Source organism: Micromonospora sp. NPDC047134, assembly GCF_040643455.1.
Lineage (GTDB): Bacteria > Actinomycetota > Actinomycetes > Mycobacteriales > Micromonosporaceae > Micromonospora.
The window spans coordinates 16979-32841 of the sequence record NZ_JBEYUI010000032.1 but is presented as its reverse complement, the minus strand read 5'-3'; the positions used below and the strand labels follow the sequence as shown (position 1 = coordinate 32841).

The 15863-nt window shown below is 71.4% G+C and carries 11 protein-coding genes; 6 read left to right on the top strand and 5 right to left on the bottom strand.

All coding sequences use genetic code 11. The features are described 5' to 3' along the window. Positions 1-51 precede the first annotated feature (51 nt). A complete protein-coding gene (locus ABZ795_RS26170; protein ID WP_357532274.1) occupies positions 52-1623 on the top strand; it encodes a carbohydrate-binding protein in 1572 nt (523 codons plus the stop codon). A gap of 65 nt (positions 1624-1688) precedes the next feature. Here the strand turns inward: ABZ795_RS26170 and ABZ795_RS26165 are convergent, their stop codons facing one another. The 3 genes from ABZ795_RS26165 to ilvD form a co-directional block, all read right to left on the bottom strand. Continuing rightward, positions 1689-2933, bottom strand: coding sequence for an endonuclease/exonuclease/phosphatase family protein (locus ABZ795_RS26165; RefSeq protein WP_357532273.1), 1245 nt, complete (start codon positions 2931-2933; stop codon positions 1689-1691). A gap of 111 nt (positions 2934-3044) precedes the next feature. Then, positions 3045-4142: a DUF4037 domain-containing protein gene (locus ABZ795_RS26160; protein WP_357532272.1), complete on the bottom strand. Its 1098-nt coding sequence runs from the start codon at positions 4140-4142 to the stop codon at positions 3045-3047. A gap of 14 nt (positions 4143-4156) precedes the next feature. Beyond that, positions 4157-6004: a dihydroxy-acid dehydratase gene (gene ilvD, locus ABZ795_RS26155; RefSeq protein ID WP_357532271.1), complete on the bottom strand. Its 1848-nt coding sequence runs from the start codon at positions 6002-6004 to the stop codon at positions 4157-4159. A gap of 109 nt (positions 6005-6113) precedes the next feature. On the opposite strand from ilvD, the gene ABZ795_RS26150 reads away from it, so the two are divergent. From ABZ795_RS26150 to serA, 5 genes are all read left to right on the top strand, one after another. Continuing rightward, positions 6114-8447 carry an EAL domain-containing protein gene (locus tag ABZ795_RS26150; RefSeq protein ID WP_357532270.1) on the top strand — a complete coding sequence of 778 codons (2334 nt, stop codon included), beginning with the start codon at positions 6114-6116 and terminating at the stop codon, positions 8445-8447. Positions 8448-8673: 226 nt separating this feature from the next. Continuing rightward, the gene (locus tag ABZ795_RS26145) at positions 8674-10536 is read left to right on the top strand and encodes an acetolactate synthase large subunit (protein ID WP_357532269.1); all 1863 of its coding nucleotides are present in this window, start codon (positions 8674-8676) and stop codon (positions 10534-10536) included. Between the two features lie 61 nt (positions 10537-10597). Beyond that, positions 10598-11113, top strand: coding sequence for an acetolactate synthase small subunit (gene ilvN / locus ABZ795_RS26140; protein WP_327022324.1), 516 nt, complete (start codon positions 10598-10600; stop codon positions 11111-11113). Between the two features lie 85 nt (positions 11114-11198). Then, positions 11199-12212, top strand: a complete 1014-nt coding sequence (gene ilvC, locus ABZ795_RS26135) for a ketol-acid reductoisomerase (protein ID WP_327022323.1) — start codon at positions 11199-11201, stop codon at positions 12210-12212. Between the two features lie 297 nt (positions 12213-12509). Then, positions 12510-14108, top strand: a complete 1599-nt coding sequence (serA, locus tag ABZ795_RS26130; protein ID WP_327022322.1) for a phosphoglycerate dehydrogenase — start codon at positions 12510-12512, stop codon at positions 14106-14108. Positions 14109-14181: 73 nt separating this feature from the next. Here serA and ABZ795_RS26125 read toward each other — a convergent pair whose 3' ends face one another. Continuing rightward, entirely contained in the window at positions 14182-14541 is a 360-nt protein-coding gene (locus ABZ795_RS26125) for a hypothetical protein (protein WP_327022321.1), read from the bottom strand. 320 nt (positions 14542-14861) lie between these two features. Further along, positions 14862-15707 carry an FAD:protein FMN transferase gene (locus ABZ795_RS26120; protein ID WP_357532286.1) on the bottom strand — a complete coding sequence of 282 codons (846 nt, stop codon included), beginning with the start codon at positions 15705-15707 and terminating at the stop codon, positions 14862-14864. Between the last annotated feature and the right edge of the window lie 156 nt (positions 15708-15863).

Genomic DNA, 15863 nt, shown 5'->3' with positions numbered 1-15863 from the left:
AAGCGCTTTCCCGCTGTCGGGTGGCCCGGCCTCGATCCTTGGAGAAGCCCCATGGAGTGGAAGTCAGTCGGTGCCGCCCTCCTACTCGTGGCCGCCGCCGTCACCGTGCCGGCGGCCGGACCGGCATCGGCCGCCCCGGTCCGGTACGAAGCCGAGCACAGCCCGGCACGGTGCACCGGCACCATTGACAGCAACTGGCCCGGCTACTCCGGCAGCGGGTTCTGCAACGGCAACAACGCCGTCGGTGCGTACGCCGAGTTCACGGTCTCCGCCGCCACCTCCGTGACGGCGGAGGTGCGGGTCCGGTTCGCCAACGGCACCACCGGCAGCCGTCCGGTCGACCTGATCGTCAACGGATCGACCGTGCGGAGGGTGTCCTTCGAGAGCACCGGGGCCTGGGGCACCTGGGTGACGAAGTCGCTGTCGGTGAGCCTGCGTGCCGGCAGCAACACCATTCGACTGCACCCGACCGCCGCCGAGGGGCTGCCCAACCTGGACTACCTGGAGTGGGACACCGACCCCGCGCCGTCGGAGGTGCTCCATGTGGCCACCAACGGCGACGACGGCAATCCGGGCATCCTGGCCGCCCCGCTGGCGAGCATCCAACGGGCCGTGGATCTGGCCCAGCCCGGCCACACCATCCTGATCCGGGGCGGGCGGTACGCCCCCGGCAGCAACATCCAACTGCTCAAGGACGGCACCTCCGGCCGACCCATCACGATGCGCAACTACCCCGGGGAGCGGGTGGTCATCGACGGGGAGAACATGCCGCACACCCCGGCCCCGGTCGGCGGCAGCATCCCCCGGCCCGAGCGGGGCGCGGTCCACATCGAGGGCGACTGGTGGCGGCTGATCGGTCTGGAGATCATCAACGGCCCGTACGGGGTGTTCGGGCTGGATGTCAACAACGGGGTCTTCGAACGCCTGGTGACCCGGGACAACTACGAGTCCGGCTTCCACCTGCAAGGGGCCTCGAGCAACAACCAGATCATCAACCTGGACTCGTACGGCAACCGGGATCCGCGTAAGAACGGGGAGAGCGCCGACGGCCTTGCCATCAAGGAGGGGTCCGGCAGCGGCAACCTGGTGCGGGGCGTCCGGTTGTGGAACAACTCCGACGACGGGCTGGACTACTGGATGTTCGCCTCGCCCATCCTCACCGAGAGCAGCCTGGCCTGGGGCAACGGGTTCAACCGGTGGAACCTGCCGGACTACACCGGTGACGGCAACGGGTTCAAGCTCGGCGGCAATTCCGTCTCCGCCAACCACACCGTGCGCAACAGCATGGCCTGGGACAACGCGGTCGGCGGCTTCATCGACAACAACAACCCCGGACAGCACCGGATCGAGCGGAGCACCGCCTGGCGCAACCCGGGCACCGGATTCAACCTCAGCCGCTCCAGCAGCACCCTGACCGGCAACCTGGCCCTGGGCAACGGCACCAACGTCTCGCTGGGTGCCAACTCCCGGGGCAGCGGCAACTCCTGGGACCTCGGCGGCAGTTGGTCGCTGGCCAACACCAACCCCACCACGATCACCGGCCCCCGCAACGCGGACGGTTCGATCCCCTCCTCGACCTTCCTGCGCCCGGCCAACGGAGCCAACGTCGGAGCCCGCTTCTGAGGGACTGCGCCGAGGAGGTCGACAAGGCCCTGGGACAGTCGACACAGGCCCAAGGGACGGCCGCCTCAGCGCCGCAGGTCCAGCCAGACCAGCCGGTGGTCGGAGGTGGGGAAGCCGCCCGGCAGGGCGGGGGAGTAGTCGCCGACCAGCCGGAACAGCGGGTCACCCGGCACCGGCCAGAAGACCCCGGCGGAACGGACCGGCAGGCCCCGGCTCGGCAGCAGGTAGTCGATCCGCAGGTTGCCGGGGCTGGTGTCGGCGAAGTCACCGGTGTCGAAGCGCGGATCGCCGCGGTGGTCCAGGTTGGCACCACCCTGCCGCTGGGCTGCGGCCGTACCACCCGCGCTGGCCGGCACGACCCGGTCGTCGACCCGGGGGTGGCCGAGCAGTTGCTGCGCAGCCCCGGGCACGCTGTCCCCGTCGTACGGGTCGGCGTTGAGGTCCCCGGCGATCACGAAGGCCGCGCCGGGCCGCAGCCCGCCGCGCCGTCCGGCGTCGTCGTGGATGTAGCCGCCCCGGCCGGGGGAGACGTAGTCGGCCCAGAACCGGATCTCGTCGTGGTTGCGGCGGCCGTTGCGGTCCTCCGGCCCGTCGAAGACCGGCGGCGTGGGATGGCTGGCCAGCAGGTGCACGGTACGGCCCGGCAACCGGATCGGCAGGTCCCAGTGGCTCTTCGAGGACAGCCGCAGGTCGGCCAGTTCCGCCGGGGAGTACCAGTCGGCCGGCTCGGGGGTGGCCGGGTCGTCCGGCAGCAGCGCGCCGGGCATGTCCCGCCACCGGAAGGTTTGGAAGGTGCGGACCTTAGCCACATCGATCGGGTACGCCGAGTAGACCGCCATGCCGTACTGGCCGGGGAAGAGACCGAAGCCGTACGCGTCGTCCGGCCCGCCGACCGTGCCGTCGTTGTTGAGGTCGTGGCCGGAGGGGACCCCGGTGTTCGACGGGGCGGCGTACCGGTACGGGTAGCGGATGGCCCGGGTGCCGTTGCGGGGCACGGAGAGGTAGTTCTCCTGGAACAGCGCCAACGCCCGGCCGGCCGGGTCGTAATCGAACTCGTTGACCAGCAGTACCTCGGGGCGTACCCGCTGGATCACCTCGGCGACGTTGGCGGCCTGGGCGTTGTCCCGGCGGGACAGGTCGGCGACCAGCCCACCGGCGGTGTCCCGGTTCAGCGAGGCGTTGAAGGTGGCCACCCGTACGGTGGCAGGATGCCGCCCACCGGCACCGGCCGGACCCGTCACCGCGAGCGTCGCGGTCGCCGCCAGCAGCGCCGCCGTGACACCGGCGCAGACCCTCCGCCTAGCACCCATCGAGGTACCTCCCCATTCACGATTCACGATCGCCACGCTACCGAAAGCGGCGTGGCGGCAGGATGAACCGCGATCGACGATCGTGCCCGGGACGAGCGCTCAGGGCTAGCGTCACCCGTGCAGGGCCTCGGTGACCGCGCGGGCCCGGTCGGGCACGGTGAGGATCTCCGTGCTGTCCACGAACTGGTCGACCCCGCCGAGGTGTCGCGGCAGGGCCGACACCTCCGGATCGGTGATCGACCGGTGGGTGGAGTCGGCGAAGCGGTCCGCGGCCAGCACCCGGAAGGGTCGGTCGTGGAACTGGCGCACCCGGGGCTCGACCGGTTCGCACAGGCCGAGGTCGTTGTGGGCGCAGGCCAGATATTCGTACGCGGCGCAGAGGGCGTCCTCACGCTGCGGCCATTCCGGGGCGGTGAGGGCCTCGGTGAGCCACGGTTGCAGGGTCGGGGCGCAACGCAACCGGGCGAACGCCGTACCCAGCCATTTGCTGTAGGGCGGGTAGCGACGTTCGATCAGCATCGCCAGGCGCATCAGGTCGCGGACCAGCCGCGCGGTGACCAGCCGGCAGCCGAGGTCGTCGCCGGCCTCGGCGCAGCGACCCGGGAAGGATTCCTCCTGGGCGATACGCCGCCACTGGCCGGCCAGCAGATACCGCCAGATCTCCTCGGGATACCAGGCCAACGCGGCCCGCAGGGGCTCCAGTCGGCCCAGCCCGTCGTGGAAGACCGCGCCCGAGGTGAGCTCCAGCAACCGTTGGGTCGGGAGGGCCAGCCAGTCGCGGGCGGACAGCCCGCCGCGCGGGTCCGTGCCGAGGCGGGCGACCAACCAGGTGTCCAGGTCGACCACCTCGACCCGGTGCGCCACCGGGCCCTCGCCGACCGGCCCCAGGGTGCCCGAGCGGCCCGGCTCGGGCGGGCTGAAGTTCGTGCTCCAGCCCCGCACCGTGGCCGGCATCCGCTCGGCCAGCGCCCGGATCAGGTCCTCGGTGTGCCGGTGGGCGTCGGCGGGCCGGAGGAACAGCAGCAGCCGGGGTCCCCAGTCGTGGTCGGTCGAGCGGGGGGTGTCGAAGCCGAGCACCTCCGACCCGGGGCCCAGCAGGGCCGCGGAGTGGACCAGCCCGGGGTGGGTGCCATCGAGGATCGGCCGCACCGCCTCGTGGTAGGTGTCGGCCGCGAGAGACAGACCAGGGATGAACGCCGGTACGCCCATCCCTGGTGTCTAGCTCATTCGGGCACGCGGCGGTAGGCGCCGTCGCTGGCCGAGGTGGCCATCGAGGCGTACGCGCGCAGTGCCGCGGAGACCGGGCGCTGCCGGTCGACCGGGGTGTACGGGCGGTCCCGCTTCTCCTGGGCGATGCGCCGGGCCTGCAGCACGTCCTCCGGCACGTTCAGCTCGATGGACCGGTTCGGGATGTCGATGACGATCTCGTCGCCGGGCTCGACCAGCGCGATCAGCCCACCGGCGGCGGCCTCCGGGGAGGCGTGGCCGATGGACAGCCCGGAGGTGCCACCGGAGAACCGGCCGTCGGTGAGCAGGGCGCAGGCCCGACCCAGCCCTCGGCCCTTGAGGAAGGAGGTGGGGTAGAGCATCTCCTGCATGCCGGGGCCGCCCTTGGGCCCCTCGTAGCGGATCACCACCACGTCCCCGGCGACGACCTCCTTGGCCAGGATGGCGGTCACCGCGTCGTCCTGCGACTCGTACACCTTGGCCGGGCCCCGGAAGGTCAGGCACTCCTCGGGCACCCCGGCGGTCTTCACCACACAGCCCTCCGGCGCCAGGTTGCCGTAGAGGATGGCCAATCCACCGTCGGCGCTGTACGCGTGCTCCCGGTCCCGGATGCAGCCCTCGGCGGCGTCGGTGTCCAGGGTGGACCAGCGGTTGGTGGTGGAGAAGGGTTCCGTGGTGCGTACCCCGCCCGGCGCGGCGTGGAACAGCTCGGTCGCCTCCGGGGTGGCCGAGCCGCCCCGCACGTCCCAGTCGGCCAGCCAGCGCTCCAGGGTGGGGGAGTGCACGGCGTGCACGTCCCGGCGCAGCAGCCCGGCGCGGTTCAGCTCGCCCAGGATCGCCGGGATGCCACCGGCCCGGTGCACGTCCTCCATGTGGTACTGCGGGGAGTTCGGGGCGACCTTGGCCAGGCAGGGCACCCGGCGGGAGATCTCGTCGATGTCGCCGACGGTGAAGTCCAGCTCGGCCTCGCGGGCGGCGGCCAGCAGGTGCAGGATGGTGTTGGTCGAGCCGCCCATCGCCACATCCAGGGCCACGGCGTTCTCGAAGGCGGCCCGGGAGGCCACCACCCGGGGCAGTACGGAGGCGTCATCCTCGTCGTACCACCGCTTGGCGATCTCCACGACGGTGCGGCCGGCCTCGACGAACAGGGACCGCCGGGCGGCGTGGGTGGCCAGGGTGGAGCCGTTGCCGGGCAGGGCCAGGCCGATGGCCTCGGTCAGGCAGTTCATCGAGTTGGCGGTGAACATGCCCGAGCAGGAGCCGCAGGTCGGGCAGGCGGAGCGCTCGATGGCGCCGAGCTGGTCGTCCGTGACGGCCTCGTTGGAGGAGGCGATCATCGCGTCGATCAGGTCGATCTTGGAGTGCACGATGCCCTCGATGGCCACCGTCTTGCCGGCCTCCATCGGGCCGCCGGAGACGAAGACCGTGGGGATGTTCAGCCGCAGGGCGGCCAGCAACATGCCCGGGGTGATCTTGTCGCAGTTGGAGATGCAGACCAGGGCGTCCGCGCAGTGCGCGTTGACCATGTACTCCACCGCGTCAGCGATCAGCTCCCGGCTGGGCAGGGAGTAGAGCATCCCGCCGTGGCCCATGGCGATGCCGTCGTCGACCGCGATGGTGTTGAACTCCCGGCCCACCCCGCCGGCCTCCGCTACAGCGTCGGCAACCAGGCCACCCATGTCCTTGAGGTGTACGTGACCCGGGACGAACTGGGTGAAACTGTTCGCGATGGCGACGATCGGCTTACCGAAATCGTCGTCGGTCATCCCGGTGGCCCGCCACAGGGCCCGGGCACCGGCCATCGTCCGACCGTGCGTGGAGGTCTTCGAACGCAGCTCAGGCATGGGTATCAGTCTGGCACCGTCGTCCCTGGGTCGGACAGGTGAGTCGGATGTGTCCCAACAGATGCACACCCGATCCCCACGGCGCGCGGCCATCCGGCAGAGTGAGGTGGTGCACACACCCCCGGGCATGATCGGCGCCGCGGTGCTGAGCGCGCTCGTCGCCGTAGCGGCCGGGGTGTTGCTGGCCGCCGCCGCCCGGCGTCGTGGTGGGCCGCACCGCCAGGCGTACGCCCTGCTCGCGGTCGCCGCGGCGGTGTCCCTGATCACCCTGTTGCTGGCCGCGGCCGGTGCCCTGAGCGCCAACGAGCACTGGGCACACGAGCAGGCGCAACGCACCGACTGGGCCAGTGCGGTGGCGGTCGGCACCGCGGTGAGCGGCCTGTTGTTCTGCGGCGGTCTGCTCCGGATGCCCGGGGTCGCCGGTTCGGTGGGCTCGGCCGGTGGGCTGGCCCTGGAGGGCGTGGTCGTGGGTGCCGCGCTGTGGTTCGTCGGTTGGGTGCTGGTTTCCGAACCGACCCGGCTGCTCGGCGACGCCACCCCGGCGGCCTGTCCGGCGATCCTGCTCACCTCGGTCAGCGCGGCGCTGTGCTGCGGCCTGGCCGCCATCCTGGTGCTGCGGGCCACCCGACCGCGACGTGGCCTGGCCATGCTGGGCGCCGGCATCTCCGTGGCCACCTGCGGCGGCCTGGGGGTGGCGGCCGGGCTCTGCCAGGTCGGTCCCGCGGTGACCTCGGTCAGCCTGATCGTGCTCGCCGTCGGCCTGCTGACGGCCGCGGTGGCGGTGGGCCGGATCGACCCCTCCGGGCAGCTCACCACGGATGTGATCCGCCACGACGGCGAGTACGCCTTCATCCCGATGGCCGCGATGGCCGGTTCGGCGATGTACCACCTGCTGCGGGGCGGCCAGTTCGACGCCCTGGGCATCATCGCCGGCAGCGTGGAGGGCTTCGCCCTGGTGGCCCGGCAGCACCTGACCCTGCACCTGCTCCGGGCCTACGCCCGGCGGTTGGCGGAGCGGGAGGCCCACTTCCGGCAACTCGCGCACACGGACGCGCTCACCGGGCTGGCCAACCGGCGTGGGCTGCTGCGGGCCCTGCACCGGTGCGCGCAGAGCCCCTGCATGCTGGTCAGCCTGGACCTGGACGGCTTCAAGAACGTCAACGACATGCGCGGTCACGACGTCGGTGACGCGGTGCTGGCCGAGGTGGGTCGGCGGCTGCGGAGCAACCTCCGGCCGGGGGACCTCGCCGCCCGCCTGGGCGGAGACGAGTTCGCGGTCCTCATGCACGGGCAACCGGCCGAGGTGGAGGCGGTCGCCGAGCGGCTGCGCAAGGTGCTGGGGGAGGCATACCAGCAGCCCGAGGGGCCGGTCTTCCTCTCGGTCAGCATCGGCCTGGCGACCTGGGCCGACACCCCGGACGTGGAACTGCTGCTGCGGCACGCCGATCTGGCGCTGCGCTACGCCAAGCAGCGGGGCAAGAACCGGACCGAGCGGTACGACGGGGGGTACGACCGGCTGCTGCGCCGGCGGACCACCCTGGAGCACGAGTTGCGGGGCGCGATCGGGCGCGACGAGCTGCGGCTGGTCTTCCAGCCGGTGGCCTCCCTGCCCTCGGTGCGGCCGGTCGGGGCGGAGGCGCTGCTGCGCTGGCGCCACCCCGAGCTCGGCAACGTCCGCCCGGACGAGTTCATCCCCCTGGCCGAGGAATGCGGCATGATCGCCGAACTCGGTGCCTGGGTGCTGCACCAGGCCTGTCGGCAGTTGTCCCGCTGGCTGGCCGAGGGGCACGACGTCTGGGTGTCCGTGAACGTCTCCCCCCGGGAACTGCACGCCCCGGCCTACGTGGTCCAGGTGGCCGAGGCGCTGCGGATCCACCACGTCCCGCCGCAGCGGCTGGTGCTGGAGGTCACCGAACACGCGGTAGCCACCGATCTGGACGAGCTGATCCGCCGGCTGACCGCCCTGCGGCGGACCGGGGTGCGGATCGCCCTGGACGACTTCGGTGCCGGCTACTCCTCCCTGGGCCAGCTGCGCCGACTCCCGATCGACATCCTCAAGATCGACCATGGCCTGGTGGCCGAGCACGAGCCGGTCCGCCCGGTCGGGAGCGAGGGACCGGCCTTCGCCCCCATGGTCGACATCGTGATGCGGCTGGGGCACCAGTTCGGCCTGGAGGTCATCGCCGAGGGGGTGACCACCCCCACGGAGTTGGCCGCGGTGGTGGCCGCCGGTTGCCGTTTCGGTCAGGGGGCCCTGTTCGGGTGGGGCGTACCGGCAGAGCATCTGGAGGCGATGCTGGAGGCGGCCACCTCGCCGGGGGCCCGCCCGGCGCGTCCGGCCGGGGTGGGCTCGGTGCCCGCCCAGAGGGCCGAAAATGGGACGTCGGAGCAGGTCAAACCGGGTGCTGCGGGCCTGCCAGGGGGCAATACCCCCCGTCCGTGAACCAAAATGTGGGATCAGTTGACTCATCGCGTGAGATGCGTCAGTCTTGAGTCATGTCGTACCGGTCGCTGCGAGTACTTATCTGAGCGCACTCTCCTCACTGAGAGTGCGCTGGCCCCGTGCATCTGGCACGAGGGCTTTTTTGTTGCCGTCGAACCCACCGCATCCGGCTCGTCCGTGTGCACTGTGTGAGCAGCCCAACCAACTCCAGCCGAAGGCAATCGCCATGACGAGACCCACACCAGAGACCATCGCCCATTCCGTCCGGCGAGCCCGTAACTCCGCCGAGACCACGGGTGACAACGACCACACCCGCGCGGAGGTCGCCTCGGCCCCGGTACAACCCGCCCAGGTCTCGGGAGCCGGCTCGCTGGTGCGCTCCCTGGAGGCGCTCGGGGTCGACGTCGTCTTCGGCATCCCCGGCGGGGCGATCCTGCCGGCGTACGACCCCCTGTACGACTCGACCGTCCGGCACATCCTGGTCCGGCACGAGCAGGGGGCCGGTCACGCGGCCACCGGTTACGCGCAGGCCACCGGCCGGGTCGGGGTCTGCATGGCCACCTCCGGTCCGGGCGCCACCAACCTGGTGACCCCGATCGCGGACGCGTACATGGACTCCGTGCCGCTGGTGGCGATCACCGGCCAGGTGGCCCGTCCGGCGATCGGCACGGACGCCTTCCAGGAGGCGGACATCCAGGGCATCACCCTGCCGATCACCAAGCACAACTTCCTGGTGCAGAGCCCCAGTGAGATCCCGCGCATCCTGGCCGAGGCGTTCCACCTGGCCTCGACCGGCCGGCCCGGCCCGGTCCTGGTGGACATCCCCAAGGACGTCCTCCAGGCGGAGACCACCTTCGTCTGGCCGCCCACCCCGGACCTGCCCGGCTACCGGCCGACGCTGCACCCGCACGGCAAGCAGATCCGCGAGGCGGCCCGGCTGATGACCACCGCCCGCCGCCCGGTGCTCTACGTCGGCGGTGGGGTGCTCAAGGCCGCTGCCACCGAGGGGCTGCGCCGGTTGGCCGAGCTGACCGGCATTCCCGTGGTGACCACCCTGATGGCCCTGGGCGCCTTCCCGGACTCCCACCGCCAGCACCTGGGCATGCCCGGCATGCACGGTACGGTCGCCGCGGTCTACGGGTTGCAGAAGGCCGACCTGATCGTGGCCCTGGGTGCCCGGTTCGACGACCGGGTCACCGGCAAGCTGGACTCCTTCGCCCCGGACGCCACCGTGGTGCACGCCGACATCGACCCGGCCGAGATCGGCAAGAACCGGCACGCCGACGTGCCGATCGTCGGTGACGCCCGGTACGTCATCGACGAGCTGCTCGCGGCGGTCACCGCCGAGCAGGCCGCCGGGCGGGTCGCCGACCTCGGCGACTGGTGGACCCAGCTCGACGACCTGCGGGAGCGCTACCCCCTGGGCTACGAGGAGCCCTCCGACGGCACCCTCTCCCCGCAGTACGTGATCAAGCGGCTGGGCGAGATCGCCGGGCCGGACGCGATCTACGTCGCCGGGGTCGGCCAGCACCAGATGTGGGCCTCCCAGTTCATCTCGTACGAGAAGCCGCAGACCTGGCTCAACTCCGGTGGTCTCGGCACCATGGGGTACGCCGTGCCGGCCGCGATGGGCGCCAAGGTCGGCCGGCCGGACGCGGTGGTCTGGGGCATCGACGGTGACGGCTGCTTCCAGATGACCAACCAGGAGCTGGCCACCTGCGCCCTGGAGGGCATCCCGGTCAAGATCGCCGTGATCAACAACGGCAACCTCGGCATGGTCCGGCAGTGGCAGACCCTGTTCTACGGTGAGCGCTACTCCAACACCGACCTGGGCACCCACAAGCACCGCATCCCGGACTTCGTCAAGCTGGCCGAGGCCCTCGGCTGCGTCGGGCTGCGCTGCGAGACCGCCGAGGACGTGGACAAGACGATCGAGGCGGCGATGTCCATCAACGACGCGCCGGTGGTCATCGACTTCGTGGTCGGCAAGGACGCGATGGTCTGGCCGATGGTCGCCGCCGGTACCAGCAACGACGAGATCATGTTCGCCCGCGGCGTCCGCCCGACCTTCGACGAGGATGACATCTAGTCATGGCCGATTGCACCGAGCGAAGCGAGGGCCAAGAGGACATGACGAGGAAGGCACTGCCATGACGATGCACACGCTGTCCGTGTTGGTGGAGAACAAGCCGGGCGTGCTGGCCCGGGTCTCCGGGCTGTTCTCCCGGCGCGGCTTCAATATCGACAGCCTCGCGGTCGGGGAGACCGAGAACCCGGACGTCTCGCGGATCACCATCGTGGTCAACGCCGACTCCTCCCCGTTGGAGCAGGTCACCAAGCAGCTCAACAAGCTGGTCAACGTGCTCAAGATCGTCGAGCTGGACCCCTCCACCTCGGTGGCCCGGGAGCTGCTGCTGGTGAAGGTGCGCGCCGACCGCGCCGCCCGGGGACAGGTCCTGGAGACGGTGAGCCTGTTCCGCGCCCGGGTGGTCGACGTGGCCGCCGACACCCTGACCATCGAGGCCACCGGCACTCCCGACAAGCTCGACGCGCTGCTGCGCGACCTCGAGCCCTTCGGCATCAAGGAAATGGTCCAGTCGGGCCTGGTCGCGATCGGACGCGGCCCGCGTGCGATCACCGCCGGCCCGGCCCTGAGGGCCGCCTGACCCACATCACCCCGGCCGGGTCCGCCTGGACCGGCCGGCCACGAGCCACGACGGGCCGCTGCGGCCGCCGTACGAAAGGGAAGTCATGAGCGTTGAGGTGTACTACGACGACGACGCCGACCTGGGCCTGATCCAGGCGAAGAAGGTCGCCGTGATCGGGTACGGCAGCCAGGGCCACGCCCACGCGCTGTCGCTGCGCGACTCCGGTGTCGACGTGGTGATCGGTCTGCCGGAGGGCTCGAAGAGCCGCCCCAAGGCCGAGGAGCAGGGCCTGCGGGTGCTCACCCCGGCCGAGGCGGCGGCCGAGGCCGACGTGATCATGATCCTCGCCCCGGACACCGCGCAGCGCCACATCTACACCGAGTCGATCGCGCCGAACCTCACCGCAGGCAAGGCGCTGTTCTTCGGGCACGGGTTCAACATCCGCTACGGCCTGATCAAGCCGCCGGCCGACGTGGACGTGGCGATGGTCGCCCCGAAGGGCCCGGGTCACCTGGTCCGCCGGCAGTACGTCGACGGCAAGGGGGTGCCCTGCCTGGTCGCGGTCGAGCAGGACGCCAGCGGCACCGCCTTCGCGCTGGCCCTGTCGTACGCCAAGGGCATCGGCGGCACCCGGGCGGGTGCGATCAAGACCACCTTCACCGAGGAGACCGAGACCGACCTCTTCGGCGAGCAGGCCGTGCTCTGCGGTGGGGCGGCAGCCCTGGTGCAGACCGGCTTCGAGGTGCTCACCGAGGCCGGGTACGCCCCCGAGGTGGCCTACTTCGAGTGCCTGCACGAGCTGAAGCTGATCGTGGACCTGATGTACGAGGGCGGCATCGCCCGGATGCGCTACAGCGTCTCCGACACCGCCGAGTACGGCGACCTGTCCCGGGGCCCGCGGGTCATCGACAGCCGGGTCAAGGACGAGATGCGCAAGATCCTCGGTGAGATCCAGAACGGCGAGTTCGCCCGCGAGTGGGTGGCCGAGGACGAGGCCGGCCGGCCGAACTTCGGCAAGTGGCAGGCCGAAGGCGCGGCTCACCCGATCGAGGAGACCGGCGCCAAGCTGCGCGGCATGATGAGCTGGGTGGACCGCCCGATCACCGAGACCGCCTGAGATCTTCGCGACGGGTTGCGAGATCCGTCTCACCCGACGGCACCCGCGCCGGACGTTCTCCCCGACGTCCGGCGCGGGTGCCGTGCTGTTCGGACCCACCGGCAAGGGGTCAAACCGCACGTCACGTCCGGTTTGTGAGGGCACTCACCCCCTGGTCCGGGCCATCTCGGGCGGCCGGGCCCCTACGATTCCGGGTAGGTGCTCCAGCCGCACCCCACGGCCATGGCCCTGCCCGCGCCGGGCGCAGCGCAGCGTCCACGCACCGGCCGACCGCTCTGACGACATCTACGAGGACCAATGACTCCTGTCGTACTGATCGCCGAAGAACTCGCTCCTGCCGCAATCGAGGTGCTCGCTCACGACTTCGACGTCCGGCACGTCGACGGCACCGATCGCCCGGCTCTGCTCTCCGCCCTGGCCGAGGCCGACGCCGTCATCGTCCGCAGCGCCACTCAGATTGACGCCGAGGCGATCGCCGCCGCACCCCGGCTGAAGGTCGTGGCCCGGGCGGGCGTGGGTCTGGACAACGTCGAGGTGCCGGCCGCCACCGCGCGGGGCGTCATGGTCGTCAACGCCCCCACCTCCAACATCGTCTCCGCGGCCGAGCAGGCCGTCGCGCTGCTGCTGGCAGTGGCCCGCAACACCGCCAGCGCCAGCGCCGCCCTCAAGGCGGGGGAGTGGAAGCGGTCGAAGTACACCGGCGTGGAGTTGCAGGGCAAGACCGTCGGCGTGGTGGGCCTGGGCCGCATCGGGGTGCTGTTCGCGTCTCGTATCGCAGCCTTCGGCACCCGGCTGATCGCCTACGACCCCTACATCCAGCCGGCTCGGGCCGCGCAGCTCGGGGTCCGCCTGGTCGGCCTGGAGGAGCTGCTGCGGGAGAGCGACTTCATCTCCATCCACCTGCCGAAGACCCCGGAGACCGTGGGCCTGATCGGTGAGAAGGAGCTGTCGATCGTCAAGCCGGGCGTACGGATCATCAACGCCGCCCGCGGCGGACTGGTCGACGAGCAGGCCCTGGCCGACGCCCTGGCCGAGGGTCGGGTCGCCGGTGCCGGGGTGGACGTGTACGCCAAGGAGCCCTGCACCTCCTCGCCGCTGTTCGCCTTCGACAACGTGGTGGCCACCCCGCACCTGGGTGCCTCCACCGCCGAGGCCCAGGACAAGGCCGGCCTGGCCGTGGCCAAGAGCGTGAAGCTGGCCCTGCAGGGCGAGTTCGTGCCGGACGCGGTCAACGTGCAGGCCGGTGGGGTGGTCGCCGAGGACGTACGCCCGCTGCTGCCGCTGGCCGAGAAGCTCGGCCGGGCCTTCACCGCGGTCGCCGGTGGGGTAGCCGCCAGCGTCACCGTCGAGGTACGCGGTGAGATCGTCAACCACGACGTCTCGGTGCTCAAGCTGGCCGCCACCAAGGGCCTGTTCAGCTCGGTGGTGGAGGAGCAGGTCACCTACGTCAACGCGCCGCACCTGGCCGCCCAGCGTGGGGTGGAGGTCTCCCTGACCACCCACACGGAGACCGTGGAGCACCCGGTGCTGGTCACCGTGCGCGGCGCCCTGCCGGACGGTCGTACGGTCAGCGTCTCCGGCACGGTGACCCACGCCGGCACCCGGGACATCATCAAGCTGACCGAGGTGGACGGCTTCGACGTGGAGATCGGGGCGGAGGGCATCCTGCTCTTCCTCCGCTACGCCGACCGTCCCGGGGTGGTCGGCACGGTCGGCACCCTGCTCGGCGAGGCCGGGATCAACATCGCGGCGATGCAGGTGGCCCGCCGGGAGGCCGGTGGCGAGACCCTGATGACCCTCACGGTCGACCAGGCCCTCGGCGCCGACCTGCTCACCTCGGCGGCGGACTCGATCGGCGCGGCCTCGGCCAGCGCGGCGGACCTGCGCGACGAGTAACAGTTCAGGCGACGCCACCAGGGGCTCGGCCATCGGCCGGGCCCCTGGTGCTTGACGTCTGCGTGGTGCCGGGTCAGCCGGACAGTCGGGCTACCGGCGGTGGGTAGACCGAGCCGTCCTGGGCGTCGTAGAGCATCAACCGGTGCTCTCCGGCCAGCCGCTCGATGTCCAGCAGCACCTCATCCGGGCAGGCCGGGTCGAGATTCATCTCGATATGGTCGGCCGTCGCGTGCAGTGGTGCCACCGCCCAGGGCCCACCGGTGATCCCCGGTTGGTCGGGGTAGCGGGCGGTGATCGCCCGGTAGAAGGCGACCACCCGGGGGTCCGGTCGGTGCTGGGCGTGCTGGCCCTCCCGGCACCGCTGCACCGCCGCGCGCACATCGTCAGGCGTCGCCCCGTCCGCCAGGGCCCACACGCTCAGATCGAAACTCACGGCCGACAGCGTGCCATCCGCGATTGTCCCTGTCGAAAACGGCCCTGGCACGGGCCTGCGGTGACGGGTGTGATGGTCCCCTGTAGAGCCTTGCCGTGAAACACGCCGATTCGCTAGCTTACTGGTGCGGTTTCTGGCCGATCCGATGATGCCGGCCCGTCTTCGGGTGGCGAGGTCGACGTCCGATCGACCGGCCCGTACCCCTCGATTGCGCGAGCCATGCGCATTCGCCTCGACCGGCCTCCGCGGCCGTTGCCGCGGCCGTGGAGGCCGATCGCCGAGACTCCACGATGGACCCTGTCCAGGGTGCATGTGGACGGTCAGTGGTGGGTGGCGATGAGGGCGCGGTAGGGCGATCCGGCCCGGAACCAGTTCAGCCCGGTCGGACCGGCGGCGTACAGCGCGGTGGCGTAGGCGTCCGCGACCGCCAGGTCCGGGCCCACCACGGTGGCGGCGACCATCTGGTCGGCCGCTTCCCCGGTGCGCGGGTCGACCACATGCCCGCGTCGGCCGGTCACCCCGGAGGTGCCGATCGCACCCGCCGTCATCTCCAGCACCAGTGGCGCCCGACGGCGGTCGGTCGGATGGTGCACGGCCACCCGCCACGGGCCGCCGTGCCCGGCGTGTCCGCGTACCACCAGGTCGGCGCCGGTGAGCACGGCGTAGTTCGTGATGCCGGCGGCGCGCAGCCGGGCCGCCGCCCGTTCGACCGCCCAGCCGCCGAGCAGGCCGCCGGGGTCGAATCCGCCCGGCACCGCCCAGGCGTCGAACCAGCCGTCCGTGGCGGCGCGCATCGCGGCGCACCGGTCCACCAGGTCCGCCAGCGGCGGGTAGGACTCCGGACTGATCTCGCCCCGACGCAGCCGGGACACCAGACTCTCCGGCCGGTTGGGACCGTAGGTCAGGTCGATCGCGCGCAGTTCGGCCACCGCGTCCCGCAGGGCCTCACCGACTCCCCGCCGACCCGGCCCGGTCGGGGCGTTGAGCAGCAGGGTGTACTCGGCGGTGGAGGTGCGCACGGTGTGCCGTACGGTGAGCCGGTCGTCGGCACCCCGGCCGGCCCGGTCCGGGCGCGCGTCGCGGATGCCCAGGCGCAGGTCCGGTCGGCGGTAGCGAAAGGTCGCCGGGTCGATCCAGCGGGTACGCGGCTGCTCGTCGGTCCACATGGTGTCCGCCCCTCCTTCGACGACCGGCCCCACGCCGTAGTGGTCGTCGTCGGCCCTGTCCGGCCGGTTGTCGCTCACGCTAGGCAGCCCAGATGACGGCAGCATGAGCGGACGCTGAGAAGCTGCTGTGCGTGTCACATCCCGAAAAGTGGAACA